Consider the following 26724-nt stretch of genomic DNA (forward strand, 5'->3'; position numbering starts at 1 on the left):
GGCCTGGCTGGCGCCGATCTTGCACTTTCTGTGCCGACACAAGGGACATCGAGTCTCATGTCGACATCCGAAACTGCAAGATCGGCGTGGGTGGGGGCCTTGACCGGGGTCAGCTCTCCTCGATCGACTGGCCGAGCGAGCGGCGGGCCAGCAGGGTGGCACCGGCGACCGCCGCCGGCATGATCAGCACAGCGCCGAGCGGGATCAGGAAGCAGAGGAAGACGGCCACGCCGAAGCCGAGCGCGGTGGGTCGATCGGCCTTCAGGATCGTCCGGCGTTGTGGCAGCCGCATGCCGCGCCGGTAGAACGGCGCGCCGACCAGCTCCACGGCGAGGAACCAGCCGCCCACGGCCGCCCCGATCACCGGGACGACCGTCTGCCCGACCACCGGGATGAAACCGGCGAGGAAGAGCGGGATACCGACGAGCGCGGTGAGCGCCACCAGACGTATCGAGTCGGCGGCGCTGCGGCGCAGCGACGACCAGAAGGGCACGTCCACGGCACCCGGCGTGCCGCCGTACCGCTGCTCCACCTGCTCGGAGATCTTCTCGTAGAACGGGTCGCCGATGACCAGGGTGACAGCGGTGAAGGTGAGCACGCCAAGCAGGCCGCCGAGCCCCAGGAAGGCCAGCCCGGCGATCACCCGGACCAGGCTGCGGCCGGTCTTCGACCAGTCGTCGGCGAACGGGGTGACCAGCGCGGCGAGATCGTCCACGAAGTACACGAGGGTGGCGAACGCGGCCAGGAAGAGCACGCCGGAGATCAGCGCCGGCACGATGCCGAGCAGCATCAGGCCCGGGCTCCGTACGTAGAGGCCCAGCCCTCGCAGGAGCAGGCCCGCCCCGGCGAGGAAACGTCCGACGACCCCGGTCACCGGGCTGGCGATTCTGCTGGCATCCACGATCGAGCAGCCTAACCAGCCGTGATCGATTCCGCTGCGCAGAGCGCTAGCAGCGAACCACCGCGTACACATCAACCGGTTGACGGACGGCAGCGATCCACCGGGGACACCGGGACCCGTCGCCGACCGGTCGATTCGCCGCCGGGCCACCCCGACAACCCTTGAGGGGTACGACGTCAGCGGCGGCGGAAGGCGGCACGATGCCGGTCATCGAGGTGACCCACCTGAGGAAACGGTACGGCGACCTGGTGGCGGTCGACGACGTGTCGCTCGCCGTGGAGGCCGGGGAGATCTTCGGCGTCCTCGGTCCGAACGGCGCCGGCAAGACCACCACCGTAGAGTGTGTCGCCGGGCTGCGCGTCCCCGACGGGGGCGGGGTGTCGGTCCTCGGGCTCGACCCCCGCCGGGACGCGGCCCAGCTACGCCAGCGGGTCGGGGTGCAGCTCCAGGAGAGCCAATTGCCGGACCGGCTCCGGGTGGCGGAGGCGCTGGAGTTGTACGCCTCGTTCTACCGCAACCCCGCCGACCCGGCCGAGTTGATCGACAGGCTGGGTCTCGGCGACAAGCGGAACGCCGCGTACAAGAAGCTCTCCGGTGGTCAGAAGCAGCGTCTCTCCATCGCGCTGGCCCTGGTCGGCAACCCGGAGATCGCCATCCTCGACGAGCTGACCACCGGGCTGGACCCGCAGGCTCGCCGGGACACCTGGGGCCTTATCGAACAGGTCCGGGACAGCGGGGTGACGATCGTGCTGGTCACCCACTTCATGGAGGAGGCCGAGCGGCTCTGCGACCGGGTCGCGGTGATCGACCGCGGTCGGGTGGTCGCCCTGGACAGCCCGGCGGGCCTGGTGTCGGCGGTGGCTCCGGAGCAACGGATCCGATTCCGGCCCTCGGCTCCGGTCGACGACCGACTCCTCACCGACCTGCCCGAGGTGTCCGCCGTGCAGCGGACCGGCACCCAGGTGGTGGTGACCGGCACCGGCGAGTTGCTGCACGCCGTCACCTCGGTGCTCGCCCGCCACCAGATCGTCGCCGCGGACCTGCGACTGGAGCAGTCCACCCTCGACGACGCCTTCGTCGAGCTGACCGGGCACCGGCCCGCCAACTGAGAGGGAGCCAGCATGCACGCCTTCCGCAACATCCTGCGCACCGAGGCGCGGCTCTACCTGCGGGACCTGCCGACGCTTCTCACCACGATCGGACTGCCCACGCTGATCCTGGTGGTGCTCGGGCTGATCCCCTCGCTGCGCAAGCCGGATCCGACCTTCGGCGGGCAGACCTTCGTCAGCTACTTCGCCCCGTCGCTGCTGGTGGTCACCCTCGCCATGGTCGGGGTGAACATCCTGCCCGCAGTGCTGGCCACCTACCGGGAACGCGGCGTGCTGCGGCGGCTGGCGACCACTCCGGCGCACCCGGGGGCTCTGCTCGCCGCCCAACTGGTGTTGGCCCTGGCCGGAATCCTGGCCAGCGCGCTGCTGCTCATCGTCGTCGCCCGGCTCGCGTTCGGGGTGCCGCTCCCCCGGCACCCGCTCGGCTTCACGCTCGCGTTCATCCTCGGCGCTGCCGCCCTGCTGGCGCTCGGCCTGCTGGTCGCCGCCGTCGCCCGCACGACGAAGGCGGCACAGGCCCTGGCCGTGCCGCTGTTCCTGGTCACCATGTTCTTCGGCGGGGTCTACCTACCCCGGTTCCTGCTCCCGGACTTTGTGGCGCGGATCGGCGACTACACGCCGCCCGGGGTGCAGGCGCTCCTCGACGCCTGGACCGGCACCCCACCGCAGCCGCTGAACCTGGGGATAATGGCGGTGATCGCCGTGGCGGCCGGCGCCGGCGCGGCGAAACTGTTCCGCTGGGAGTGAGCGGTGATGCGATGACCTGCAGCGGTGGGCACGACCGTCTCGCCAGTTGGCGAGAGCGCGAGGCCAGCCTCTATCGGGTGTTCCCCTTCGGCGGGCTGGCCCTGGGCACCCTGCTGGCCCTCGTCGCACCGGCACCCGAACATCTCGCGGCACTGCCCACGCTTGCTGTCGCCGTGGCCGCCGGATGCTGGGTCGCCTGGTTCGTCACCCTGCACCCCGGCTGGCACAGCCGGCGGACGCCGATGGCGGTCTACTACGCCGGCCTGCTCACGTTCGCCGCCGCACTGGTCGCCGCGAGCCCGTGGTACGGCTTCTTCGCCTGGGTCGGCTACATCCACGCCTTTCCAGTGTTGCCCGGGCGCTGGCGGGTCGCCGGGGTGGTCACCACGGCCGCCCTCGTCGCCACCTCACAGGGCGGTGGCCTGTCGGTGGTGGTGTCGCACCTGCCGCTCTGGTTGGTGCTGGTGCTGTTCAACCTGGTGGTGGCCGGCTCGGTGAGCTGGTTCGCGATGATCGCCGAACAGGAGGACGCCAAACGCAAGCGGTTGGTGACGGAACTCGGCGAGACCAACCGTCAACTCACCGCGACGGTAAGTGAGAACGCCGGCCTGCACGCCCAACTGCTCACTCAGGCCCGGGAAGCCGGCGTGTTCGACGAACGGCAACGGATGGCACGCGAGATCCACGACACCCTGGCGCAGGGGCTGACCGGCATCATCACCCAGTTGGAGGCCGCCGAGCAGACCCGCGACCGGTCCGCCGACTGGCGCCGGCACGTCGACAACGCGCTCGCCCTGGCCCGGGAGAGTCTCACCGAGGCTCGCCGTTCGGTACAGGCGGTCCGACCGGAACCGTTGGAGACGGCCCGCTTACCGGATGCCCTCGTCGATCTGGGCGGGCGCTGGACGGCGCTGAACGGGATACGGGCCGACGTGGCCACCACCGGCACTCCCCGCCCGCTGCACCCCGAGATCGAAGTGACCCTGCTGCGGGCCGCCCAGGAGGCGCTGTCCAACGTGGCCCGGCACGCCGCCGCGTCGCGGGTCGGGCTGACCCTGTCGTACATGGCGGACGTGGTGACGCTCGACGTTCGTGACGACGGGGCGGGTTTCGACCTCACCGAGCAGCCGCTGCCCCGTGAGCCGGGCGGCGGGTACGGGTTGACCGCCATGCGGCAACGGGTGACGAGGGTCGGTGGCGAGTTGGCCGTCGAGTCCGAGCCGGGCAGCGGCACCGCCATCTCGGCGTCCGTTCCCGCGCTACCCGGAGGTGCCGGTTGACCGCCCCGGTCCGACTGCTGATCGTCGACGACCACCCGGTGGTGCGGGACGGCCTGCGGGGGATGTTCACCGGCGACCCCGACTTCGAGGTGATCGGCGAGGCGGCGGACGGTTCGGAGGCGTTGGCCCTGGTCGCTACCCTGCGGCCCGATGTGGTGCTGATGGATCTGCGGATGCCCGGCATGGACGGGGTGACCGCCATCGGCCGGTTGGCTCGCGCCGGCAGCACCGCCCGGGTGCTGGTGCTCACCACCTACGACACGGACGCGGACGTGCTGCCGGCGATCGAGGCCGGTGCGACCGGTTACCTGCTCAAGGACACACCTCGGGAGGATCTGGTCCGGGCGGTCCGGGCGGCGGCCCGGGGCGAGTCGGTGCTCGCGCCGAGCGTCGCGGGCCGGCTGATGGGCCGGCTGCGCGCTCCCGCGGAGGAGCCGCTCAGTCAACGGGAGCTGGAGGTGCTCACCCTGGTGGCCCGGGGCGCCTCCAACCGGGAGGCGGCGACCCGCCTGTTCATCAGCGAGGCCACCGTCAAGACGCACCTGCTGCACCTGTACGCCAAGCTCGGGGTCAACGACCGGGCCGCCGCGGTGGCCACCGCGTACGACCGGGGGTTGCTGACGCCCGGCGGGCGGTGAGCGGCACCGGGCAGGATGGGCTGGTGCGCGCGTCCCGACTGATCTCGTTGCTGCTGCTGTTGCAGTCGCGCGGGTCGATGACCGCAGGCGAGCTGGCCCGGGAGTTGGAGGTCTCCGAGCGGACCGTCTACCGGGACGTGCTGGCGCTCTCCGCCGCCGGGGTGCCGGTCTACGCCGACCGGGGGCGGGCCGGCGGTTACCGCCTGCTCGGCGGCTACCGCACCCGGCTGACCGGGCTGACCCGGGACGAGGCGGAGGCGCTCTTCCTCGCCGGGCTGCCCGGGCCGGCCGGCGAGATGGGGCTCGCCGACGCGGTCGCGTCCGCGGAGCTGAAGGTGCTGGCCGCGCTGCCACCCGCCCTGCGTGACGCGCCGGCCCGCGCCGGGCAGCGGTTCCACCTGGACGTGCCGGGCTGGTTCCGGGAGGCCGCGCCTCCGCTCTGGTTGCCCGAGCTGGCCCGGGCCGTCTGGGCAGACCGGGTGGTGGAGCTGCGTTACCGGCGCGGCGACCGGGACGTTACCCGCCGGGTCCAGCCGTACGGCCTGGTGCTCAAGAGCGCGGTCTGGTATCTGGTCGGCCGGGTCGGCGACGATGTGCGCACCTACCGGGTGGACCGGGTCACCGGGGTCGAGGTGGGCGACGAGCACTTCGACCGCGACGAGGGTTTCGACCTGGCCGGGCACTGGCGCGAGCAGGCCGGGTCGTTCCTGCGGACCATGCTGCGGGCCGAGGTCGCCGTCCGGCTGAGCCCCGCCGGCCTGCGCCAGCTCCGGCACCTGGTCGATGCCCCCTTCGTGTACGACGACATCGTCGCCGCCGTCGGCCCACCCGACGGGCAGGGCTGGGTGGTGGCGCGGCTGCCCGTCGAGTCGGTCCAGGTGGCGTACCGCCAACTGCTGGGGCTCGGCCCCGAGGTGGAGGTCCTCGAGCCACCCGAGCTGCGGCAGTTGTTCGCGGAGAGCGCCGAGCGGCTCGGTGCGCTCTACCGGTAGCCGGTCACGTCCGACGGTTTGCCCGCGTCGACCACCTCGGTGATGTAGCGGAAGCCCTCGGGTTGGCTGCCGTCGAGGTCGGTGAACCCGTACACCTTGGAGAGCGTGCCGGCGTCGACGGACCTGCCGCTCCAGCGGGCCCTGTCCTCGTCGGCGGCGAGCGCGGCCACCGCCCGCCCGACGAAGGCCGGGGTCTCCGAGATGAGGAAGTTGGGGTCGGTGGCGGCACCGTCGCGCCAGTTCTCCTCGGTCACGCCGAAGTGCTCGAGCATCGCCTCGGACCGGATCCAGCCGGGGGTGAGCGCCACGGCCGTGCAGCCGTGCGGTTTCAGCTCGTGCGCCTGGCTGAAGGCGAGCCGGTTGACGGAGACCTTGGCCAGGTCGTAGAAGACCGACAGCCGGTAGTTCTCGTCGTTGTACGCCTTGGTGCCGTCGCCCATCTCCACCACCAGTCCGCCGGGCTTACGGATCAGCAGCGGCAGGGCGAAGTGGCTGGTGATGATGTGCGTGTCGACGGCCAGTCGCAGGGTGCGGAACCCGGCGTCGAGTGGCTGCTCCCAGACCGGCTTGTCCCAGGTGACAAGCGGGTCGCCGCCCCAGATGTCGTTCACCAGCACGTCGAGCTGGCCCTGCTCGGCGTCGATCCGCGCGACCAGGTCGCGGACCTGCTCGGGCACGAGGTGGTCGACCTGAACGGCGATGCCGGTGCCGCCGGCCGCGTCGACCAGTTCGGCGGTCTCTTCGATGGTCTCCGGTCGGTCCATCTCGGAGCGGCCGGTCCGGGTGCTGCGGCCGGTGGCGTAGACCGTGGCACCGGCAGCGCCGAGTTGCACGGCGATCTGCCGCCCGGCGCCACGGGTGGCACCGGCGACGAGCGCGATCTTTCCGGTCAGCGGTTGTGTCATGCCTGCGACGCTGCCAGGGATACCTGACAGCCGACGTCCGAATTCGGGGTGCGACCTAATCCACAAGTCGAACGCGGACCCGGCGGTTGGCCCGGCCCTTGCTCTCCACCTTGACCACCTGCACCTTGCCGATCTGGGCGGTGGAGGCGACGTGGGTGCCGCCGTCGGCCTGCACGTCCAGCCCGACGATGTCGACGATCCGGACCTCCTTCTCGTCCGGCGGGATGAGGTTGGACTGGGTGCGGATGATGTCCGGCAGGGCCAGCGCCTCGGTGCGCGGCAGCACCCGGGTGGCGACCGAACGGTCGGCGGCCACCTCGGCGTTGACCAGCTCCTCGATGCGGGCCTTGAAGTCCGGCGGCACCTCGGGGAGGTTGAAGTCCATCCGGGCCTCGCCCGGCTCCATCGAGTTACCAGTGACGAGCGCGCCGAAGTCGCGGAACACCACACCGCAGAGCACGTGCAGCCCGGAGTGCGTACGCATCAGCCTGGTCCGCCGCTCGTCCTCCACCGCGCCGACGACCTCGGTGCCCACCGGCGGCAACGGGTCACCCTCAGCGGGGATCAGGTACGGGTCGTCGCCCTTGCGGGTGCCGACGATCCGGGTCTGCACACCCTGCCAGAGCAGCACGCCGTGGTCCGGTGGTTGACCGCCGCCGCCCGGGTAGAACGCCGAACGGTCCAGCACGATGCCCTGCTCGGCGTCGGCGTGCAGGACCGTGCACGTCCACTCGCGCAGGGTCGGGTCGGCAAGGTCGAGCCGGTGCGTCCGGCCATGCTGTGTGACGCCCATGACAGGGCAGATTACTCGTTCAGGAAGCCGGAGATGCGGTCCCGCAGATCGGCGCGTTCCGACCAGAGGACGCCGGGCCGTTCGTACACGTGCAGGGTGGCCTGGGGCAGCGCGACGGCGAGCCGTTCGGCGACCTCGACCGGGTGCAGGTCGTCGCCCGCGCAAGCGATGACCAGCGCCGGCGCGGTGACCGCCGTCAGGTCACCGATCTGGCGCAGCGGCGTCTGGTCGGCGAGGGTGGCCAGACCGTCGGCCAGACCGTCGCGGAGCAGTTGGTCGAGTCGTTGCCGCAGGTACGCCCAACCGGCCGGGGTGTTGCGCACCGCAGGCGGCAGCTCCAGCGTGACGATGTCGGCGACCGCCGAGGCGTCCCCGCTCTCCACCGCCTCCAGCAGGCTGGTGATGCGTTCCCGGGCGACCGGCCCACGTGGCTCGTCGAGGACCGCCGGCAGGAAGAAGACCAGCTTGTCGAAACGCTCCGGGCTCTCCACCAGAAGTCGGCAGAGGGCACCCGCGCCGAGGCTCGCGCCGAACGCCCGGCTGGCGCCGCCGAGGTCGGCGATGGCGCGCAGGTCCCGGGCCAGGTCCAGGTAGTCCCACGGCCCGTCCGGGGCTTCGGAACGGCCGTGCCCGCGGAACTGGAAGAACACCTTGCGGCCGTTCACCGCACTGCCGAACGGGCGGGTGGTGGCGATGCCGTTGCCCAGCCCGTGCGCGAAGACGGTGACCGGGTCACCGGTGCCGGTGACCAGTCGCTCCAGACTCACACCGTGCGGGGTGGTGACCAGCTCGGTCTCCGGCTCCGGCAGCGCGGGCCGGCCGGTACGCGGCCCACCCGGCCCGGGCCCCCAGGTGCGGGGCCCGCTGTCGGGTGGGGGCGGCCAGCGAAAACCTCTCACCAGAACCCTTTGCCGTCGCTCAGGTCGCGGAGACCGACCCGGACGTCGAGCAGGTAGATGAGCGCGGCGGCGATGCCGACCAGGCCGAAGAGGCTGATCGGACCGAAGCCGAGGAGGGTGAGCACGAGGCAGACCGCCAGGATGGCGATCCAGCCGCCCTTGGGCAGCGTCCCGATTGCGGGGAAGGCGTCGGAGCGCTGCGTCACGGCGTGCACCAGCGCGACACCCTGGATGATCAGCGCGAAGACGAGCAGGATCAGCTCGATCACGTAGCGGACTTCGAACGCGAAGATCGGCGCGGCGTTGGCCATGTCGGCCAGTTTATGTCCACGACCCCGGCTACGTCCGACAAGGACGCCGCCGGGGTCGTCGACTCGACGAGCTACTCGGCGGCCGGGCGGGTCCGCTTGGTGGCCCGGGGAAGCTTCGCCGACGGGGACTCGGCCGGCTTGGTGGCCTTCGGCGCGCGGGCGACCTTCTTGACCGCGGCCGGCTTGGCCTCGGCGATCTCGGCCACGTCGGCCGGGGTCGGCGCGTCGGCGGTAGGAGCGGTCGAGGTCGCGGCGGTGGCGGCCGGCGTGGTGGTCGGTGCGACCGCCTCGGTGGCCTCGATGTCGGCGTTGACCGTCTCGGCGGCCTCCAGCACGCCGGCTCCGACGACCCGCTCGCCACGGGCGACGAGCGCGCCGTACGCGGCGAACGCGCGCTCCTGCGCGACCTGGGCGCTGGCGACCACCAGGGCTGCGTTGCGGGTCGCGGCGGCGCGCAGCTTGTCGATGTCGGCCACCTCCCGCAGCTTCGCCAGGTCGGCGGTCTCGTTCGCGGTACGCAGCGTCTCGGTGGCCTTCTGCTTCAGCTCGAAGCCGGTCAGCACGGCCCGGCCACCCAGGTCGGCGACGACCCGGGTGCTGAGGACGCCGACCACGGCCGGCAGCTTGCGTAGCTGCTCGATGGCCAGCTCACCGGCGCCGGCCGCGGCGTAGATCGGGGCGGGGATGCGGTTGGTCTTCGGCTCGCTCATGACGTCTCCTCTTCGGCCGCCTCGGCGGCCTTCTTCTTCTGGGGGATGCTGGTGCTGCCCGGAGCGGGTGCGGTGCCCGCCTCGGTGACGGCGACCGACTCGAGGACGGCCTCGGTCGGGGTGCCGCCCACGGTGGTGGGGCCGGTGGCGGCCAGATTGGCCAGTTCGGCGGCCTGGCTGGCGGGCTGGTCGGCAGGCTCGTCGGCCTCCTGAGCCGCCTCGGCCTCGGCCAGTCGGGTGTTCTCCCGGCGGAACGTCTCGTAGATCTGACTGAGCGACTGCTTCTGCGCCATCGTCAGGTCGGCGTCCACGGCGATGGCGGCGAGCACCCCGTGGCCTTCCTTGTCGTCGAGCAGACCGGCGCGCAGGTACATCGCCGGCGTGGAGACCCGCAGGGCGCTGGCCAGTTGCTGGAGCACCTCGGCGCTGGGTTTGCGCAGGCCACGCTCGATCTGGCTGAGGTACGGATTGCTGACCCCCGCCTGCTCGGCGAGTTGCCGTAGCGAGATCTTGGCGTTGCGCCGCAGGTCGCGGATGAACCCGCCGACGTCGGGAAGGTCCTTGGGTGTGGCCATGACAGCGACGCTAACCGGCCGCGCTAGCTCCTGCAAGCAAAACGCTAACCATAGTTAGCAAGGTCTCAGCATGCCGTTTGCGCCCCGCCCGGCCGATCCGTACGGTCCGTCCGTGCACAAGATCACAATCAATGGAGCAAGCATCGCGTACGACGAGGCCGGCAGCGGTTCGCCAGTCGTCCTGCTGCACGCCGGAATCGCCGACCGGCGGATGTGGCGGGGACAGGTGTCCGCGCTGGCAGCCCGGCACCGGGTGATCGTCCCGGACCTGCGCGGCTACGGCGACTCGGAGCTGCCCCCGGCACCGTTCACCCACCACGAGGACGTGGTCGGGCTGCTGGACGCACTGGGCCTCCCCCGGGCGGCGCTCGTCGGCTGCTCCTTCGGTGGAGCGGTCGCCATCGACACCGCGCTGGCCCACCCCGACCGGGTGAGCGCGCTCGCGCTGTTCGACACGGCGGTCTCCGGCAACGAGTGGTCCGACGAGGCGAACGACCTCTGGGACGACCTCGTCGGGGAGGTCGACCCCGACGACTTCGCCGCCGGCGCGGCCGGTGAGGTGCGGTTCTGGGTGGTCGGCCCGGGACGCCAGCCGGAGGACGTCGACCCCGAGCTGGTCGCGTTCGCGCGGGAGATGGACCAGCGCGCCCTCGCCGCCGAACTGGCGCTCGGCGCGGTCGAGGTGGGCGAGCTGACGCCGCCGGCGATCGGCCGACTTGGCGAGCTGACGATCCCCGTCCTGGTCACCGCCGGTGCCGCCGACGTGCCGGACATCAGCCGACTCGCCGACCGGATCGCCGCCGAGGTCCCCGGCGCGGTACGACTCCCCGACGTGCCGGACGCGGCGCACCTGCTGCCGCTGGAGCGTCCGGAGCCGGTCAACGCCGCACTGCTCGACTTCCTGGGCTGAACCGCGCGGGCCGGGGTGCCGGTGGTGTCACCAGAGCGGGCGGACCGCCCCCACCGGCACCCCGCCGCCGAAGAGCGGCACCTCGGCGTACTCGGTCAGCACCGGGGCGTCCACGCCGAGCCGGCGCAGCGCGGAGACCAGCACCGGCATCCGCGCCCGGTCGGCGCCGTCGTCGATCTTCAGCGCGACCGCGCCGACGCCCGGCAGCGCCACGGCGATCACGCCCTCGGCACCGACCTTGGCCAGCAACCCCGGAACACCCCGCATCAGCCGGGTGTCGTCGGCCTGGGTGCCACCCACGATCTCCGGGTACGCCCGCATCGCGTCGGCCACCGTGCGCGGCACCGAGCCGGGCTCGGCGTCGACAAGTCGGAGGTACGCCCCGGCCAGGCCGGTCAACGACACCGCGAGCACCGGGGCACCGCAGCCGTCGACCCCCACGGCCGCCGCCGGCTCCCCGGTGAACTCCTCGATGGCGGCCCCCAACCGCTGCTGAAGCGGGTGCTCCGGCCGCCAGTAACCCTCCCGCGACCAACCGGCGGCCTCGCAGGTCAGCAACATCCCGCTGTGCTTGCCGGAGCAGTTCATCTGCACCCGGCTCGGGCCACCACCGGCCCGGAGCACCGCCTCCCGGGCTGCGGCACCCACCGGCAGGTCGGGCGGGCAGTGCAGCGCCGACGCGTCCAGCCCGGCACGCTCCAACAGCGCACCGACCCGAGCCAGGTGGAACTCCTCACCCGCGTGACTCGCCGAGACCAGCGCCACATCGGCCGGGTCGGTCAGGGCCAGCCCGGCCCGGAGCATCCCGATCGCCTGCATCGGCTTGCTCGCCGAGCGGGGAAAGACCGGCGAACTCACGTCCCCGGCGGACGCCACCACGACACCGGCCGCGTCCAGCACCACCACCGAGCCGCGGTGCGCACCCTCCACGAACCCCGACCGGACCACCTCGGCGAGCGGCGCGCCGCCCTCGTACGTCTTCGTCACGCGCTGGACGGTACCGACGGTCCGGGGGTGCCCGACGGCGGGGTGACCAGCAGGTCCACCGCCCGGGTGACAGGGGCGCGGGACGGACCCGGCCTTACAGCCCGAGCAACTCGCGGGCCTCGGTGGTGCTCAGCGGCGGGCGCTGGGCGAGCTGGGCGAAACCCACCGCGCGGGCGACCAACTGCATGTTGGACTCCACCGGGCGACCCTTCGCGTACGTCACGGTGTCCTCCATGCCGACCCGCAGGTGCCCGCCCGTCGAAAGCGACGCCAACAGCACCGGGATCGTGCTCCGGCCGACGCCGGTGGCCGAGAAGGTGGTGCCCTCCGGCAGGTCCCGCAGCATCCGGTGGGCCGCGACGAGAGTCTCGGTGGTGCCCGGCATGCCGCCCGGCACGCCCATCACGAAGTCGACGTGCACGTGCCCGCCGGCCGGCAGCCCGTACCTGCCGAGCAACCGCTGCAACGCCGACAGGTGGCCGAGGTCGAAGATCTCGTACTCCGGCACGATCCCGCGCTCCTGCATCCGGGTGTGCAGGTCGACGATGAACTCCCAGCGGTTGAGGAAGACGTCGTCGCCGAAGTTGACGGTGCCCATGGTGCAGGACGCCATGTCCGGACGGGCGTCGAGCACGGCGAGCCGGGCGGCCTCCGGGTCGGTCACCGCGCCGCCGGAGGAGAGCTGCACGATCAGGTCGGTGCTGTCCCGCAACGCCGCCACCGTGTCGGCCAGGCGCACCGGGTCGAGCGTCGGCCGCGCCTCGTCGTCGCGGATGTGGACGTGGATCACGGAAGCACCGAGCGCCTCGCACTCCTTGGCGGTGAGCAGCAACTCGTCGAGGGTCACCGGCAGCGCCGGCACCTCCGCCTTGGCCGACTCCGCGCCGGTCGGGGCCACCGTGATCAACGTCCCTGTCGTCATGCCGGCGATCCTAGACGCCGGGTCAGGACGGGTCGATCGCCGCGGCGGTCTCGCCGATCAGCAGTGCGGCGTCGTCCGGAACGTTCCGCTTGAGCACCGCGAGCGCGATCTGCCCCAGCTCGTGGTGCAGCACGGCGCTGCCGACAAAGCCGACCGCCCGGCCGTCGAGGGTCACCGGCGTACCTGCCGTCGGCGGCTGGTCGGTGGTCACCCCGTCCAGGTGCAGCAGTACGAGGCGACGCGGCGGCCGGCCCATGTTGTGCACCCGCGCCACCGTCTCCTGCCCCCGGTAGCAACCCTTGTCCAGGTGCACCGCCGGGGCGATCAGGTCGACCTCGGCCGGAATGGTCCGGTGGTCGGTGTCCACCCCGACCCGGGGCTGCCGGGCGGCCACCCGGATCGCCTCGTACGCCCAGAGCCCCGCGACCGGCACGCCGGCGCCGCGCAGCTCGGCAACCACCTGGTCCATCGCCGAGCGGGGCACCAGCAGGTCCACCCCGAGCGGACCACGTCGGGCCCAGCCGCCGATCGGCAGTGGTCGTACGTCGTACCGCGCGCTCGCCCGGGGTGGCACGGCACCGTGCGGGAACTTCGGACCTGGCACCGCGACCACGTCCGGCTCGGCGAGCCCGGTCACGCCGAGCGTGGCGAGCGCGTCCGTGGCCGCCGGCCCGACAAGCGACAGGAGCGCGCGCTCGGCAGTCGCGTCGCGCGGGTCGACCCGGCTGAAGAACCGCATCTTCTCCAGGTAGGTCAGCAGGCCCTCGGTCGCCCCCGGCTCGGTGTCCAGCCAGGTGGTCTCGCCGTCCTCGGCGACCATGGCGTGCTGCTCGACGTGGCCGTGCGGGGACAGCACCAGCAACTCGGTGCCCTCGTTCGCGGCGAGCGTGTTCAGGTGCTGCGAGGTGACCGTGTGCAGCCAACTGGCCCGCTCCTCGCCGGGCACCGCGATGACCCCCCGGTGCGACCTGTCGACGAGGCCGACAGCGGTGTCGAGGGTGCGTTGCTCACGCAGCGGGTCGCCGTAGTGCGCGGCCACCCCCCGCACGCCGGCCGCGACGTGCGCCGGATCCGGCTGGTCACGGCTGGCCTCGTCGATGCTCTCGACGGCCACCGCGCCCGCGATGTCGATCATTTCTCGTCCCCGTTCTCGCAGCGTACGCAGACGCCGAAGAGTGACACGTGCCCGATGTCCACCCGGAACCCGCGCTGCGCGGCCAACTGGTCGGCAAGTGGCCGGAGCAGCTCCGGATCGATCTCGTCGATCGCGCCGCACTCCCGGCAGACCAGGTGGACGTGTTGGTGCTCACCAGCGGCGTGATAGGTCGGTGAGCCGTGCGACAGGTGCGTGTGGGTGACCAGACCGAGCCGTTCCAGCAGCTCGAGCGTGCGGTAGATGGTGGTGATGTTGACGCCGGCGGCGACCTCCCGGACCGCGGTGTGCACCTGTTCCGGGGTGGCGTGACCCAGGTCGAGCACCGCCTGGAGGACGAGCTGCCGCTGGGGCGTCAGCCGCAGCCCACGGGCCCGCAGCATTTCCGCGAGGGAGGATTCGGACACGCTCCGATCATAGTTCGGCCGCCAGGCTGTTCCCCGCACCGCGATCGATCACCACTACGCTCGCGGTCATGGTGAGGTCGCCCGTCGGGCAGAACCCGGCCGGCCCGGCCGCCCGGGTCGCCGTACTGGGACGTGGCCTGGTGCCACCCGGCGACCCGGTGCTCCGCGGCGACGACCTCGGGGTGCTGCACGGCGACGGCCTGTTCGAGACCATGCACCTGCGCGACGGCAAGCCGTGGCTTCGCGACGAGCACCTCGCCCGCCTGGCCACGGCAGCCACCGCAGTCGAGCTGGCCCTGCCCCCGGTCGCCGCGCTCGTCGACCTGCTGGACGAGGTGCGAACGGGCTGGCCAGCGCCGGTGGAAGGGGCACTGCGGTTGGTCTGCACCCGCGGCCCCGAGGCCGGCGGGCCGCCCACGGTGTACGCCACGCTGAGCGAGGTGCCGGCGGCCACCCGGGCCGCCCGGCGGGACGGGATCGCGGTTGCCACCCTGCCGCTGGGGCTGCCCGCCGCCGCCCGCACCGGGCTGGACTGGCTGCCGGCAGGCGTCAAGTCCACGTCCTACGCGGTCAACAGCGCCGCCCGCCGCTGGGCGCGCCGCAGCGGCGTGGACGACGTGCTCTGGACCTCCTCCGACGGGTACGCGCTGGAGGGCCCCACGGCCAACGTGGTGTGGCTCACCGACGGAGTGCTCTGCACGGTGCCGGCCGCCACCACCGGCATCCTCGCCGGCACCACCGCGGCCTGGCTGCTCGCTCACGCGACCGAGCTGGGCCTGAGCGCCGACGAGCGGATGGCCACTCCCGCCGGGCTGCACGCGGCGGACGGCGTGTGGTTCACCTCGTCGCTGCGCGGCGCCGCCGAGATCCACACGCTGGACGGGGTGCGCCGGAACCCTTGCCCGCGCACTCCCGCCCTGCACTCACTGCTGGGCTTCCCCGTCGGGTAGCGGTCAGCCGCCGACCCGGACCAGTCGGGCGGAGAGGTGCGGGCTGAGCCCGTGCCCCATGGCGGCCATCTCCTGCGCGTAGAGCAACGCACCCTCGACGATGCCGAAGAGCCGGTGCCCGCCGGTGACCTCCTTGGCGGTCGGAGTCCGAATCACCGCGTCGGTGGCGAACTCGACCTGCGTGCCGGTGCGCTTGCCCAGGTGCAGCTCCATCACCCCGGTCGGGGTGGTCAGCAGCGCCTCCAACTCGTCGGTCGCCCGCCCGTCCACAAGCACCGGCCGCCACCAGCCGACCTCACGGCCAGCCGGACGAACCGGCCTGCTCTGCTCGTCGAGGATCCAGGCACGCGACTCGTAGTGCAGGAACGGCCGGCCGTCGTGGCTGATCCGGATCTCCTGCGCGTAGTCGAAGTCCTCGATGGTGGGGAAACCGCCCTTGCCCCGGCCACGCCACAGCCCGACGTACGGCAGCAGGGCATCGAGCGCGGGGTGGAGCTTCGGCCCGACCCGCAGGTCGTGACTCTCCTCGAACGGGTACTCCTCGACCGGCGGCGCGTTCAGCCACGGCGGCTGCAGCGGGTTCTCGTCGCTCACCAGTTCCCTCTCGATATGCGTACGGCTAGGTAGACCAGGCCACCGGCGAGCCCGCCCAGGCCAGCGACCAGCAGGCTGACAAACCCGATCTCGGTAACCATCCCGGCCATCCTATGCTGGGGCACATGGCCCGCACTCTCGTCGTCAAGGTCACTGCGGGGGCGGACGCCCCGGAGCGGTGCGCGCAGGCATTCACCGTCGCCGCGACGGCGGTCGCGGCCGGGGTGGACGTCTCACTCTGGCTGACCGGTGAGTCGACCTGGTTCGCGTTGCCCGGTCGCGCCCAGCAGTTCGACCTGCCGCACTCCGCACCGCTGGCCGAGTTGTTGCACGTGATCCTGACCAGCGGCCGGGTGACCGCCTGCACACAGTGCGCGGCCCGACGGGAGATCGGCCCGGACGACGTGCTCCCCGGTGTGCGGATCGCCGGCGCAGCGGTCTTCGTCGAGGAGGCGTTGGCCGAGGGCACCCAGGCACTCGTCTACTGACCGCACGGGGTCACCTGATCCATCCCGACGGAGTGCCGATACCGACCCGACATCTCGGACGGATGCCTACGATTCGGGTGTGACCGAGGCGGCGGAGAGGTTCTTCGAATCGCTGCCGTCGCGCGCCCCCGACGTCCTCGGCGGCCTGGCCGACGGCACCCTCCAGATCGACCTCGGCGACGACCACCGCACCGAACACTGGCTGGTCCGGATGCGGCCCGGGTCGGTGCAGGTCACCCGAGGGCGTGGCCCGGCCGACGCCATCTGGTACAGCAGCGCCGCCCTCTTCGACCGGCTGATCAGCGGCGAGGCCCAGGGGGTCGCGGCGGTGCTGCGCAACGAGAGCACGTTCAGCGGGAACGTGGTGCTCTTCCTCGCCTTCCGCCGGTTCTTCCCCAACCCACCCGGCACCCGCGACCCCCGCGAAACGGCCCGCCGAGCAGCCGGGCGACGTGGGTGAGGCAACTCGTCAGCATCCTCGACGGCAACACCTTCCTGGTCAGCGACCGGCGCGGGGACATCGAGCCGTCCTACGACTTCCCCACCGGGCTGTTCTCCTTCGACACCCGCTTCCTGTCCACCTGGGTGCTCACCCTGGACGGCGAACGGCTGCACGCCCTCTCCGTCGACGATGCCGAGTCGTACCGCACCAAGTTCTTCCTCGCCCCCGGCGAACCCACGCACTATCTGGACGCCAAGGCGTCGGTGATCCGCAGCCGGGCGATCGTGGGCAGCTTCGAGGAGGAGCTGACCGTGCTGAACCACCTCGGCGCGGAGGTCGAGTGCACCCTCCGGATCGAGATCGGGGCCGATTTCGCCGACCTGTTCGAGATCAAGAACTCTCGGCAGAAGCGGGGACGGACCACGATCACGGTCGCCGAGAACGAGCTGCGGCTGTCCTATCGGCGGGAGGCGTTCCACCGGGAGATGGTGGTCAGCACCACCGCGCCGGCACAGGTCGACGACACCGGCATGACCTTCCGGATCCGGATAGCCCGCAACGACAGCTGGACCACCAGACTGCACGTGTCAAGCGTCGTCTTCGGTGCCCGCGGCGAGGACATCCGGGCCACCCTCCCGTACGGCGGCAGCCGCAGCGCGGACGCGATCCGGGCCGAACAGCAGGAGCTGATCGACCGGGCGCCGAAGCTCGGCTGCGACTGCGAGCCGCTGGCCGGGGCGTACCGGCGCAGCCTCAACGACCTGGCCGCGCTGCGCTACGAGTCGATCGCCCTGGGCGTACGGCTGATCGCCGCCGGGCTGCCGTGGTTCATGACCCTGTTCGGCCGGGACAGCATCATCACCTCGTTGCAGGTGCTGCCGTTCCTGCCGGAGCTGGTCCCGCCGACCATCCTGATGCTGGCCGGACTACAGGGGCAGCGGGTGGACGACTTCCGGGACGAGGAGCCCGGCAAGATCCTGCACGAGCTGCGGTACGGGGAGACCGCCGGTTTCGAGGAACAGCCCCACTCGCCGTACTACGGGTCGGCGGACTCGACGCCCCTGTTCATCATCCTGGTCGACGAGTACGAGCGGTGGACCGGCGACGCCGCGCTCGTCCGCCGGCTGGAACCGCAGGTCCGCGCGGCGTTGGAATGGATCGACACCTACGGTGACCTGCTCGGCACCGGCTACCTCTGGTACCGGACCCGCAACCCGGAGACCGGCCTGCAGAACCAGTGCTGGAAGGACTCCTGGGACGCCATCTCGTACGCCGACGGTCAGCTCCCCGGCTTCCCCCGGGCCACCTGTGAGTTGCAGGGCTACGCGTACGACGCGAAGCTCCGGGCCGCCCGGCTGGCCCGGACGTTCTGGAACGACCCGGAGTTCGCCGACGAGCTGGAGCGGCAGGCCGCCGACCTGAAGCGGCGGTTCGACCGCGACTTCTGGATCCCCGACCGCGAGCACTACGCGCTCGCGCTGGACGCCGACGGCCGGCAGGTGGACGCGCTCACCTCGAACATCGGGCACCTGCTGTGGAGCGGCATCGTGGACGAGTCCCGTGCCGGCAAGGTGGTCGAGCACCTGCTCGGACCACGGCTCTTCTCCGGCTGGGGGGTGCGTACGCTCGCCGCCGACGAGGGTCGGTACAACCCGATCGGCTACCACGTGGGCACGGTCTGGCCGTTCGACAACTCGATCATCGCCTGGGGGTTGTGGCGGTACGGCTTCCGCAAGGAGGCCGGCTTGCTCTGCGACACGATGCTCGCGGCGTCCCGGTACTTCGAGGGCCGGCTGCCGGAGGCGTTCGCCGGGTACGCCCGGACCCTCACCGACTATCCGGTGGAGTACCCCACCGCGTGCAGCCCGCAGGCCTGGTCGGCGGGCACCCCACTGCTGCTGCTCCGGGTGATGCTCGGACTGGAGCCGCAGGGCGAGCACCTGATCATCGATCCGGCCGTCCCGCCCGGGATGGGCCGGATCGAGCTGCTGGACATCCCCGGCCGGTGGGGCATGGTCGACGCGTTGGGCCGCAGCCGTGACCGGGAGGACCAGCCAGGCGACGGCTGACCGGTGCGGGCGGCCGGGCTCAGTCCGGGCAGCCGACGGTGGCGGCCAGGCGGGCGGCGTCCGGGCCGACCTCGGCCAGCACCGTGACGGTGCCGCTGCGGTACGCGTACACCGGGGGTTCGTCCAGCAGGGGGGCGTCGCCGGCCAGCGGGGCGAGCGCGGCCGTCGAGGCCGCCGGACCGCTACCGTTCGCGGACCACGCGGTACGGGCGTGCCCGCCGCCCGGGCAGGGTGCGGTGACCAGCTCCGGCGCGGCGTCACCCGGCCGGTCGAGGGCCCGCAGCGCGGCGGTCAACGCGGCGGTCTCCGGGCCGGCAGCGGTAGCCGGGGCCGGCGTGTAGCCGGCGCCGACCGGCCGGCAGCCGGTGTCGACGACGAGCCGCAACCGGCCGTCGGCTGTCGGCCGCCCGTCGACGTCCACGAACTCTCCGGCGTCGGCGCGCAGCTCAGGGCCGTCCACGCCGGGCCCGACGCCGGCCCGCCAGCTCGGCGGCAGTCGCTCGGCGATGCCGGCGAGCACGGCCCGCGCGTCACCGGTGCCCACGAGCACCCCGACCTCGCGCCGCAGCCTCGCCCCGTCCGCGAACGGGGTGACCCGACAACCGGACGCGACCCGCGCCGGACCCAGCTCAAGCAGACTTGCCGCACCGACCGCGCGGGCCAACTCGCCGACCGCCCGGTCGACCACCGGGCCGGCCTGGTCGAGGGAACGTTGTTCGCGCACCGTCGGCGGATCACCCTGCACCGACACCCAGGTGAGCCCGGCCAGCAACACGGCCCAGGCCACGGTCACAGCAAGCAGCCAGCGCCGCCGCGACCGGGCCAGCGCCGGTGCGGCGGGGCCGGCCGAAGAGGCCCAACCCGTCTGGACAGCACCGCTCACCCGGCCATGGTGTCACGCGTTCGCCGCCGGCCCGGCGGCGGAGGCGGCCGGCGGCCAACTCACCCCACGTCGTCAGGCCCTGCCACCATCCCTGGGCAGACCGACCCGACGGCCGGCAACGGAAACAGCATCGCCCGCAGGAGGGCCAGGTCCGCACAGCTCACCACCTGGCCGAGTCCGTCGAGCTATCGCCGCACCCGCTCGAGCATCAGCGCATCCGCGCCGACGCAGACGACGATCGGAACATTCTGATCGGATACGCCACCGGCCGCACCAACTGTGATCTCCACCAGAAGATAGTGACGCATACCGATGGCTTCCGCCCGACCCCGTCCCCGCGGAAAACCAGAGCAGGATGCGCGCTTACTGACCCGGCGCGGAGACGACCGGGGCCGGTCACCCCCGGGAGGGTGACCGGCCCCGGTTGATCAGAGCGGTGGGTCAGGCGACGGTGACGGCGACCTCGTTGACACCCCGGCCGGCGGTGACCGCGGTGTCGCCGTTGCCGTGCCGGGACAACGCCCGCAGCGTCCAGGAGCCCGGCGCGGCGAAGAACCGGAACTGGCCGGCGGCCGAGGTGACCACCTCGGCGGTGAACTCACCCGTCGAGTCGAGCAGCCGGACGTACGCGCCCGGCACCGGCTCGGCCTCGGCGGAGCGGACGACGCCGGTGATGACGGTTTCCTTTTCCAGGTCCAGGCTGGCCGGCAACGGCGCTGCCTGGTCCGGTGCGGCGCAACCCGCGGCGATGGGAAGAGTCATGATCAGGCCTCCCCGGGTTCGTCGCCGAGCGCGACCGGCACACCGACGAGCGAGCCGTACTCGGTCCACGAGCCGTCGTAGTTCTTGACGTTGCGGTGACCCAGCAGCTCCTGGAGCACGAACCAGGTGTGCGACGAGCGCTCACCGATCCGGCAGTACGCGATGGTCTCCTTGCCGTCGTCGAGCCCCGCGTCGCCGTAGATCTTGCGCAGGTCGTCGTCGGACCGGAAGGTGCCGTCCTCGTTTGCCGCCTTGGACCACGGCACGCTGATCGCGGTGGGGATGTGACCGGCCCGCTGCGCCTGCTCCTGCGGCAGGTGGGCGGGGGCGAGCAGGCGACCGGCGAACTCGTCGGGGCTGCGCACGTCGACGAGGTTCTTGGTGCCGATCGCGGCGACGACCTCGTCGCGGAAGGCCCGGATGGAGGTGTCCGGCTCCTGCGCCACGTACTGCGTCGCCGGCCGGGACACCTGGTCGGTGACGAGCGGGCGGGCGTCCAGTTCCCACTTCTTGCGGCCGCCGTCGAGCAGCTTCACGTCGCGGTGACCGTAGAGCTTGAAGTACCAGTAGGCGTACGCGGCGAACCAGTTGTTGTTGCCGCCGTACAGGATCACGGTGTCGTCGTTGCTGATGCCCCGCTCGGAGAGCAGCGCCTCGAACTGCGTCTTGTTGACGAAGTCCCGGCGGACCTGGTCCTGGAGGTCGGTCTTCCAGTCAATCTTGATGGCGCCGGCGATGTGGCCGGTGTCGTAGGCCGAGGTGTCCTCGTCGACCTCGACGAAGACGACGCCCGGGGCGTCGAGGTTCTTCTCGGCCCACTCGGCCGAAACGAGTGCGGTGTCGCGACTCATCGAATCACTCCCTGGTGAGGATGGATGGTGAGCCAACGCGCGCGAATCGATCGATGCATCTGTCGCACCACGCGCGGGACCCAGCGGAAGGACGGGATCACGGGTTCGTGCGACGGCGCCGCTGCCGGGCGTTCGGTGGGATGACCGGAGGGTATGAGAACCCGGTGCCGGTGGCCGCCGTCAGGCGGCCGGAGACAGCCCCGCCGTCAGATGACGGGGCGACACAGGCAGGTGGCCACGCGGCACAGGTCGACCGCGCGCCGTTTGGTGAGGTGGGTCCCCATGGCCAGGGAGCCTACCAGCCAGTGACCGAGCTGCCACTCAGCCGACCACCATCCGGGAACGGCCCGGGCCGTGGGCCGGCCCGGGCCGTCAGTCAGTTGACGGAATTGATGGGTACGTTCTTCGCGTCGCCGGAGACCGCCAGCCCCTCCGGCAGTGGACGGACCTCCCGGATCGCGAGTTGGAAGGGCAGTTCCGGAAGAGGCACGTCGATCGAGATGCTCTTGGCGTAGTTGCTCAGGAAGGCACGGGCCAGCGGCAGGTTCGGCAGCCCCGCGGCGTCCAGATCGTTGAAGCGCAGGGCGACGGCGCCGTTGTCGGCGACGGTGACGTCGGCGGTGCCGCTGATGGTGAGCTTCTGACCGAGGATGTCGGCCGGGGCCGTGACGGTGAGCTTGCCGTTCTGCTCGCCGAGCGCGAGCCCCGGGCGGTTCAGAAGCGCGGCGAGACTCTCGTAGCTGATCGTGCCGGCACCGTCGACAGTGTCCGCCACGACGTCACCCTGGCCGGTGCGCAGAGTGTCGAGCGAGGCCCGGACGTTGCGGGCGGTCACATCGAGCACCGGCAGCCGGACGGCGTCGCCCTCGACCGAGGCCTGCACGTCCCGCAGGTTGATGGTGATCCGCTTGTAGCGGCCGTCCAGCACCTGGGTGAGGAACGGGGTGCCGCCCACCTCCACGTCGGGTTTCGCGGACTGCGCACCCTGCTTGGTGATCTCCTGTTGCAACCGGTCGGCGATCATCCGCTCGGCGACCCCGACCGCCACCCGGTCGGCGACCACAAGCAACCCCGCCAGCAGCAGGAGCAGCACGAACAGCCCGATGAGCAGCTTGCGGCCACGCCGTCGGGGTCGCGCCTCTTCCACCGGATAGTCCTGCGCCACGCCGCCTCCTGTCTCCGCCCGTCGCGCCGCGACGGGTCGTTCGTACCGACGCCGCAGGGCGGCGCACCCGTAGGTACCCGAGCGCCTCCGCGCTCAACCGTGACTCAGAGGAAGAGCATGCACATGACGTACGCGGCGGGCGCCGCCAGGGCGAAACCGCCGAGCGGACCCTGCATGTGCCGGGCCACCCACATGGTGGGCGGTTCGCCGGCCATCAGGCGGCCCGCCTCCGCGTACCCCACGGCGAGGTCGGAGAGGACGGCGGTGACCGCCGCGACCAGGCCGATCACGGCGGCCCGGGTCGGCGTGAAGGGCGCCACCAGATAGCTGCCGAGGAGGGCGCTCGTCAACGTGCCGACCATCGCGCCGGCCACCACGCCGGCGGCGCCACGGGGCACCTGCGGGGCCAGCCTGGGCCAGGGCAGCACGGCGTCGGTGAGCCGCGCGACGGTGAGCGCGACACCGCTCGCGGTCAGGCAGACGGTGATCGCCTGGGTGCCGGCCGGGATCCGGCTGAGCACGATCAGGGTGCCGATGGCCACCACCCCGACGACGATGAGCAGCGTGGCGCCGAGGGAGTCGGTGACCCGGACCCGGTCGACCCGACGAACCAACTGGCCGAGCACCGCGGCGACGAACCCGCCGACGGCCAGGTAGCCCAGCGGCGCCAGGCCGGCCACGTCGGTCTGCACCGCGGCGATGTCGGCGAGCGCCGCGACCACGGCGCTGATCCCGGCGACCACGAGCAACGCGGGCGGGCGCATGGCCATCGTCCAGGCGAGCACGAACAGCAGTTGGACGCCGAAGATGATGAAGGCGAACGGCAGCCGGTGACCGGGGCCGGACGTCTGTGCGCCGAGCACCAGGCCGACACCGAGCAGCGCGGCGAAGCCGGCGATGGTCAGCGCCAACTGGCGGTGCACCTCGACCGGGGGGATGACCTCCTCTTCCGGCTCGTCGATCTCTTCTTCGGATCGGCGGGCCGGTTCGCCGGAGCGACGGGCACGACGAGGCCCACCCCGTTCACGGCGGTCGCCATCGGTGGTGGCCGGGCCGGTACGCGGCGCGGGCGGTTGGCCGCGCGTCGGTGTGGCGGCCGGGCCCGGTGGGGGCCCGGCGGGCCACGATTCGCGGCCGGCCTCGGGCGAGGTGGAGGGAAACACGACCCGATCGTGCCAGACCGACGGCCCGAAGCGGTGGTCACGGGTTTCAGCGACGTTAAAATCCGGGCCACGATCAGGGGCAAGGTAGACAAACGGGAAATGGCCCGGCGGCGCGGCCGAGGCGATCAGTTAGGCTCAACGCGTTACCCGCCCGTCAGCGACGCCGGGACCACGCAATTTCTCAGCGCACTCCCTCGCCGAGTGCGACTGGTCGCGTGCGGCCTCGCGCCGCCGGGACGGAGGTGATCGTGGAGATCCTGCTGCTGGTGACCGCGCGCGCAGGAGAACCGTCGGCTGTGCTGCCGGCGCTCGACCTGCTACCGCACTCGGTCCGTACCGCGCCGCGTGACGTGCGCACCCTGGTCGCGGGCCCCAGCCCGGACGCGGTGATGGTGGACGCCCGATCGGAGTTGAGCGAGGCCCGGGCGACCTGCCGGATGCTGCACGCCACCGGGCTCGGCGTACCGCTGGTCGCGGTGGTGACCGAGGCCGGCCTGATCGCACTCAACGCCGACTGGGGCGTCGACGACGTCATCCTCGCTTCGGCCGGCCCGGCCGAGGTCGAGGCACGGCTGCGGCTCGCGGTGGGCCGGCTCAGCAACGCCACCGCCGGCGCGGGTGGCTCGATCCGGGCCGGCGAGCTGACCATCGACCCGGACACGTACGCGGCCAAGCTCAAGGGCCGTCCGCTCGACCTCACCTACAAGGAGTTCGAGCTGCTGAAGTTCCTGGCTCAGCACCCGGGCCGGGTGTTCACCCGCGATCAACTCCTGCGCGAGGTGTGGGGCTACGACTACTTCGGCGGCACCCGCACGGTGGACGTGCACGTCCGGCGACTGCGCGCCAAGCTCGGCTCGGAGTACGAGTCGATGATCGGCACGGTGCGCCAGGTCGGCTACAAGTTCGTCGTGCCGCCGTCACGGTCGCTTGCCGAGGCGGAGCACGCGCCCCTGCCGGTCTGATCCGAGGACCACCTCGGACGATTTCCCATATGCCCTTTTTGCCCAGCTTGGCAGCTCTATTCTGACTGCCGGGTTTGTCGGAGAAAGGGGCGACGGTGCGCGCACTGACCACGGGGGCGACGGGCCGGCGTGACCGGCGAGCCGGGCGGACATCATGATGCGGGTCAGCTCCACCGCGCGGGCCGCAGGGGTCGTGACGTTGGTGTTGGCGGGGCTGCTCGGCTCCGCGTACGTGCTGGGCCGCAGCCTCGTCCCCGACCAGACACCCCGACACCCCACGGGTGTCATCACCGGCGCCGACGGGCCGCACTACGCCGACCAACCAAGCGTTGCCGAGCCGGGCGACGCCCCGAACACCAGCGCCAGCACCAGTGCCGGCCCGGCCGAGGCCGGCCAGGACGGGTCCGGCCGGGACGCCGGAGGCGACAACCTGTTCGGGGCGCACTCCACCACGGGCACGCCACGGCTCGCGCTGACCTTCGACGACGGACCGGACCCGCGCTACACCCCGGAAGTCCTCGCCATCCTGCGCGAATACGACGTACGAGCCACCTTCTGCGTGGTCGGCGAGAACGCACAGAACCACCCTGACCTGCTCCAGTCGATCGTGAACGACGGGCACACCCTGTGCAACCACTCGTGGCACCACGACGTCGGTCTGGGCGCCCGATCGGCGGACGCGATCCGCTCCGACCTCCTGCGCACCAACGCGGCGATCCGGGCGGCGGTGCCGAACGCCCCGATTGTCTGGTACCGCCAGCCGGGTGGCGCCTGGACCTACCCGGTGGTGTCGGTAGCACGGCAGCTCGGCATGACCCCGCTGCACTGGTCGGTGGACCCGTCGGACTGGGAGCTGCCCGGCGCCAGCAAGATCACCGCAACGGTGGTGACACAGGCCGAACCGGGTTCGGTGGTGCTGCTGCACGACGCGGGCGGGGATCGGCAGGGCACGGTGGAGGCACTACGCCGGATGCTGCCCGACCTGACCGCCCGGTTCGAGCTGGAGGCACTCCCGACCGACCCGACGTGAGTCGCGGCTTTGCGGCGACGGTCCGAGCGCCACGAACCGCAGCGGTTACGGTGGCGGAATGAGCAGCGCGGAGCCGACAAGCGACCAGGTGACCCGGAGCGACCGACTGACATCGGCCGAGATCGCCGACGTACTGGCCCTCGCCAGCACCGCGGGGGACACGGACGGAGCGGACCCGCTCGACGAACACGTCCTGCTCCGCCTGCGCGACCCCGAAGCGCCCGCCGTGCACCTGATCGCCCGCGCCGACGACGGCACCCTCACCGGGTACGCCCACCTGGACACCACCGACCCGGTAGGCGGGATCGGCGTCGAGCTGGTGGCGCACCCCGCGTACCGGCGGCGGGGCACCGGGCGGGCCCTCGCCCGGGGCGTCCTCGCCTCGGCCACCGGGCCGCTGCGGGCCTGGTCGCACGGTGACCACCCCTCGGCCGCCGCGCTCGCCGTCGACCTCGGCTTCACCCGCGCCCGGGTGCTCTGGCAGTTGCGTCGGCCGCTGGCCGCCCCGCTCGGTGAGCCGCGCCTGCCCGACGGGGTGGTGCTCCGCGCGTTCCGCCCGGGAGCGGACGACGCGGCCTGGCTGGCCCTCAACGCCCGGGCCTTCGCCGAGCACCCCGAGCAGGGCCGGTGGACGTCGGACGACCTGCGGGTCCGCCTCGCCGAGCCGTGGTTCGACCCGGCGGGCTTCCTTCTCGCCGAGGAGACCGCGACCGGCCGGCTGCTCGGTTTCCACTGGACCAAGGTGCACGAGCGGCCGGGGTCCGCCCGGATCGGCGAGGTGTACGTCCTGGGGGTGGAGCCGACCGCGCACGGTGGCGGGCTCGGCCGGGCCCTGACCACGGCCGGGCTGGCACACCTGCGGGACAGGCGGGGCCTGGACCGGGTGATGCTCTACGTGGACGACTCGAACACCGGGGCCGTCGCGCTCTACGAGCGGCTGGGCTTCGCCCGCTGGTCGGCGCACATCAACTACCACCTGGGCTGACCGGCGGCCGGCGCTGCGGACGGGTCACCGGTGAGTAACGGCAGGGCCTCGGCGACATAACACCGAACCGGAAATATACCCATACTTCCGACAGGTGTATCCCGGTTCACTTAACGGACAACTCACCCTCAGCAAGCGGTC

Annotated in this window: 31 protein-coding genes and 2 pseudogenes; 13 read left to right on the forward strand and 20 right to left on the reverse strand. The window is 72.1% G+C overall.

Annotated elements, in window-relative coordinates; all coding sequences use genetic code 11:
• Nucleotides 1–109: 109 nt before the first annotated feature.
• Nucleotides 110–901 (reverse strand): EI24 domain-containing protein, encoded by a 792-nt coding sequence (locus tag AB0C15_RS11750; protein WP_357351165.1) that lies wholly within the window; start codon nt 899–901, stop codon nt 110–112.
• A 200-nt stretch (nt 902–1101) separates the two neighbouring features.
• Here AB0C15_RS11750 and AB0C15_RS11755 point away from each other — a divergent pair, with 200 nt between their 5' ends.
• The 5 genes from AB0C15_RS11755 to AB0C15_RS11775 are packed head-to-tail and all read left to right on the forward strand — an operon-like array spanning nt 1102 to nt 5667.
• Nucleotides 1102–2010 (forward strand): ABC transporter ATP-binding protein, encoded by a 909-nt coding sequence (locus tag AB0C15_RS11755; protein ID WP_357351166.1) that lies wholly within the window; start codon nt 1102–1104, stop codon nt 2008–2010.
• 12 nt (nt 2011–2022) lie between these two features.
• Nucleotides 2023–2757, forward strand: a complete 735-nt coding sequence (locus tag AB0C15_RS11760; RefSeq protein WP_357351167.1) for an ABC transporter permease — start codon at nt 2023–2025, stop codon at nt 2755–2757.
• Between the two features lie 11 nt (nt 2758–2768).
• Nucleotides 2769–4037, forward strand: coding sequence for a sensor histidine kinase (locus tag AB0C15_RS11765; RefSeq protein WP_357351168.1), 1269 nt, complete (start codon nt 2769–2771; stop codon nt 4035–4037).
• A complete protein-coding gene (locus AB0C15_RS11770; RefSeq protein ID WP_357351169.1) occupies nt 4034–4675 on the forward strand; it encodes a response regulator transcription factor in 642 nt (213 codons plus the stop codon). Before AB0C15_RS11765 ends, AB0C15_RS11770 begins: the two co-directional genes overlap by 4 nt.
• Before the next feature lie 23 nt (nt 4676–4698).
• Nucleotides 4699–5667, forward strand: coding sequence for a WYL domain-containing protein (locus AB0C15_RS11775; protein WP_357351170.1), 969 nt, complete (start codon nt 4699–4701; stop codon nt 5665–5667).
• Here AB0C15_RS11775 and AB0C15_RS11780 read toward each other — a convergent pair.
• From AB0C15_RS11780 to AB0C15_RS11805, 6 genes and pseudogenes are all read right to left on the reverse strand, one after another.
• Complete coding sequence (locus AB0C15_RS11780) at nt 5658–6572, reverse strand: SDR family oxidoreductase (protein WP_357351171.1); 915 nt, start codon at nt 6570–6572, stop codon at nt 5658–5660. The genes AB0C15_RS11775 and AB0C15_RS11780 overlap by 10 nt on opposite strands.
• Nucleotides 6573–6627: 55 nt before the next feature.
• Entirely contained in the window at nt 6628–7365 is a 738-nt protein-coding gene (locus AB0C15_RS11785) for an alanyl-tRNA editing protein (RefSeq protein ID WP_357351172.1), read from the reverse strand.
• A gap of 11 nt (nt 7366–7376) precedes the next feature.
• Nucleotides 7377–8264, reverse strand: coding sequence for an alpha/beta hydrolase (locus tag AB0C15_RS11790; protein ID WP_357351173.1), 888 nt, complete (start codon nt 8262–8264; stop codon nt 7377–7379).
• On the reverse strand, nt 8261–8575 hold the full coding sequence (locus AB0C15_RS11795; protein WP_357351174.1) for a DUF2516 family protein: 315 nt from the start codon (nt 8573–8575) through the stop codon (nt 8261–8263). Before AB0C15_RS11795 ends, AB0C15_RS11790 begins: the two co-directional genes overlap by 4 nt.
• A 71-nt stretch (nt 8576–8646) precedes the next feature.
• A complete protein-coding gene (locus AB0C15_RS11800) occupies nt 8647–9285 on the reverse strand; it encodes a hypothetical protein (protein WP_357351175.1) in 639 nt (212 codons plus the stop codon).
• Nucleotides 9286–9398: 113 nt separating this feature from the next.
• Nucleotides 9399–9860: pseudogene (locus tag AB0C15_RS11805) on the reverse strand (helix-turn-helix transcriptional regulator); the annotation flags it as partial.
• Between the two features lie 112 nt (nt 9861–9972).
• Here AB0C15_RS11805 and AB0C15_RS11810 point away from each other — a divergent pair.
• Nucleotides 9973–10770, forward strand: coding sequence for an alpha/beta hydrolase (locus AB0C15_RS11810; protein ID WP_357351176.1), 798 nt, complete (start codon nt 9973–9975; stop codon nt 10768–10770).
• A gap of 27 nt (nt 10771–10797) precedes the next feature.
• Here the strand turns inward: AB0C15_RS11810 and AB0C15_RS11815 are convergent, their stop codons facing one another.
• The 4 genes from AB0C15_RS11815 to AB0C15_RS11830 all read right to left on the reverse strand — a co-directional run bounded on the left by AB0C15_RS11815 (nt 10798) and on the right by AB0C15_RS11830 (nt 14239).
• Nucleotides 10798–11757 (reverse strand): asparaginase, encoded by a 960-nt coding sequence (locus AB0C15_RS11815; RefSeq protein WP_357351177.1) that lies wholly within the window; start codon nt 11755–11757, stop codon nt 10798–10800.
• A gap of 94 nt (nt 11758–11851) precedes the next feature.
• Complete coding sequence (locus AB0C15_RS11820; protein ID WP_357351178.1) at nt 11852–12679, reverse strand: 3-keto-5-aminohexanoate cleavage protein; 828 nt, start codon at nt 12677–12679, stop codon at nt 11852–11854.
• Nucleotides 12680–12701: 22 nt separating this feature from the next.
• Entirely contained in the window at nt 12702–13814 is a 1113-nt protein-coding gene (locus AB0C15_RS11825; RefSeq protein ID WP_357351179.1) for a folate-binding protein, read from the reverse strand.
• Nucleotides 13811–14239: a Fur family transcriptional regulator gene (locus AB0C15_RS11830; protein ID WP_238660121.1), complete on the reverse strand. Its 429-nt coding sequence runs from the start codon at nt 14237–14239 to the stop codon at nt 13811–13813. Before AB0C15_RS11830 ends, AB0C15_RS11825 begins: the two co-directional genes overlap by 4 nt.
• A gap of 68 nt (nt 14240–14307) precedes the next feature.
• Between AB0C15_RS11830 and AB0C15_RS11835 the strand changes: the two genes are divergently transcribed.
• Complete coding sequence (locus AB0C15_RS11835) at nt 14308–15189, forward strand: aminotransferase class IV (protein ID WP_357351180.1); 882 nt, start codon at nt 14308–14310, stop codon at nt 15187–15189.
• Between the two features lie 3 nt (nt 15190–15192).
• On the opposite strand, the gene AB0C15_RS11840 is transcribed toward AB0C15_RS11835, so the two are convergent.
• Both AB0C15_RS11840 and mtfM read right to left on the reverse strand, forming a co-directional pair.
• Entirely contained in the window at nt 15193–15783 is a 591-nt protein-coding gene (locus tag AB0C15_RS11840) for an FABP family protein (RefSeq protein ID WP_357351181.1), read from the reverse strand.
• Nucleotides 15780–15884, reverse strand: coding sequence for a small membrane protein MtfM (gene mtfM / locus AB0C15_RS11845; RefSeq protein WP_357351182.1), 105 nt, complete (start codon nt 15882–15884; stop codon nt 15780–15782). The genes AB0C15_RS11840 and mtfM overlap by 4 nt, the downstream gene beginning before the upstream one ends.
• Nucleotides 15885–15896: 12 nt before the next feature.
• On the opposite strand from mtfM, the gene AB0C15_RS11850 reads away from it, so the two are divergent.
• From AB0C15_RS11850 to AB0C15_RS11860, 3 genes are all read left to right on the forward strand, one after another.
• Nucleotides 15897–16271 carry a DsrE family protein gene (locus tag AB0C15_RS11850; protein WP_357351183.1) on the forward strand — a complete coding sequence of 125 codons (375 nt, stop codon included), beginning with the start codon at nt 15897–15899 and terminating at the stop codon, nt 16269–16271.
• Between the two features lie 79 nt (nt 16272–16350).
• On the forward strand, nt 16351–16731 hold the full coding sequence (locus AB0C15_RS11855) for an SCP2 sterol-binding domain-containing protein (RefSeq protein WP_357351184.1): 381 nt from the start codon (nt 16351–16353) through the stop codon (nt 16729–16731).
• Nucleotides 16728–18782 carry a glycogen debranching N-terminal domain-containing protein gene (locus AB0C15_RS11860; RefSeq protein ID WP_357351185.1) on the forward strand — a complete coding sequence of 685 codons (2055 nt, stop codon included), beginning with the start codon at nt 16728–16730 and terminating at the stop codon, nt 18780–18782. The genes AB0C15_RS11855 and AB0C15_RS11860 overlap by 4 nt, the downstream gene beginning before the upstream one ends.
• 19 nt (nt 18783–18801) lie before the next feature.
• On the opposite strand, the gene AB0C15_RS11865 is transcribed toward AB0C15_RS11860, so the two are convergent.
• From AB0C15_RS11865 to AB0C15_RS11895, 7 genes and pseudogenes are all read right to left on the reverse strand, one after another.
• Nucleotides 18802–19665 (reverse strand): hypothetical protein, encoded by an 864-nt coding sequence (locus tag AB0C15_RS11865; RefSeq protein WP_357351186.1) that lies wholly within the window; start codon nt 19663–19665, stop codon nt 18802–18804.
• Between the two features lie 113 nt (nt 19666–19778).
• A pseudogene (locus AB0C15_RS11870) lies at nt 19779–19874 on the reverse strand (transcriptional regulator); the annotation flags it as partial.
• A gap of 232 nt (nt 19875–20106) precedes the next feature.
• Nucleotides 20107–20427 carry a DUF1416 domain-containing protein gene (locus tag AB0C15_RS11875; RefSeq protein WP_357351187.1) on the reverse strand — a complete coding sequence of 107 codons (321 nt, stop codon included), beginning with the start codon at nt 20425–20427 and terminating at the stop codon, nt 20107–20109.
• A gap of 2 nt (nt 20428–20429) precedes the next feature.
• Nucleotides 20430–21278, reverse strand: coding sequence for a sulfurtransferase (locus AB0C15_RS11880; RefSeq protein WP_357351188.1), 849 nt, complete (start codon nt 21276–21278; stop codon nt 20430–20432).
• Between the two features lie 206 nt (nt 21279–21484).
• On the reverse strand, nt 21485–21562 hold the full coding sequence (locus AB0C15_RS11885) for an Ms5788A family Cys-rich leader peptide (RefSeq protein WP_310503780.1): 78 nt from the start codon (nt 21560–21562) through the stop codon (nt 21485–21487).
• Nucleotides 21563–21654: 92 nt separating this feature from the next.
• Nucleotides 21655–22443: a DUF2993 domain-containing protein gene (locus AB0C15_RS11890; RefSeq protein WP_357351189.1), complete on the reverse strand. Its 789-nt coding sequence runs from the start codon at nt 22441–22443 to the stop codon at nt 21655–21657.
• 104 nt (nt 22444–22547) lie between these two features.
• Nucleotides 22548–23606: a hypothetical protein gene (locus tag AB0C15_RS11895; RefSeq protein ID WP_357351190.1), complete on the reverse strand. Its 1059-nt coding sequence runs from the start codon at nt 23604–23606 to the stop codon at nt 22548–22550.
• A gap of 242 nt (nt 23607–23848) precedes the next feature.
• On the opposite strand from AB0C15_RS11895, the gene AB0C15_RS11900 reads away from it, so the two are divergent.
• From AB0C15_RS11900 to mshD, 3 genes are all read left to right on the forward strand, one after another.
• Complete coding sequence (locus AB0C15_RS11900) at nt 23849–24568, forward strand: response regulator transcription factor (protein ID WP_184188346.1); 720 nt, start codon at nt 23849–23851, stop codon at nt 24566–24568.
• 157 nt (nt 24569–24725) lie between these two features.
• Nucleotides 24726–25598, forward strand: coding sequence for a polysaccharide deacetylase family protein (locus AB0C15_RS11905; RefSeq protein WP_357351191.1), 873 nt, complete (start codon nt 24726–24728; stop codon nt 25596–25598).
• A gap of 58 nt (nt 25599–25656) precedes the next feature.
• Entirely contained in the window at nt 25657–26583 is a 927-nt protein-coding gene (mshD, locus tag AB0C15_RS11910; protein WP_357351192.1) for a mycothiol synthase, read from the forward strand.
• Nucleotides 26584–26724: the final 141 nt, after the last annotated feature.

The organism is Micromonospora sp. NPDC048835 (genome assembly GCF_040649995.1).
In the GTDB taxonomy this organism is placed as follows: Bacteria; Actinomycetota; Actinomycetes; order Mycobacteriales; family Micromonosporaceae; genus Micromonospora.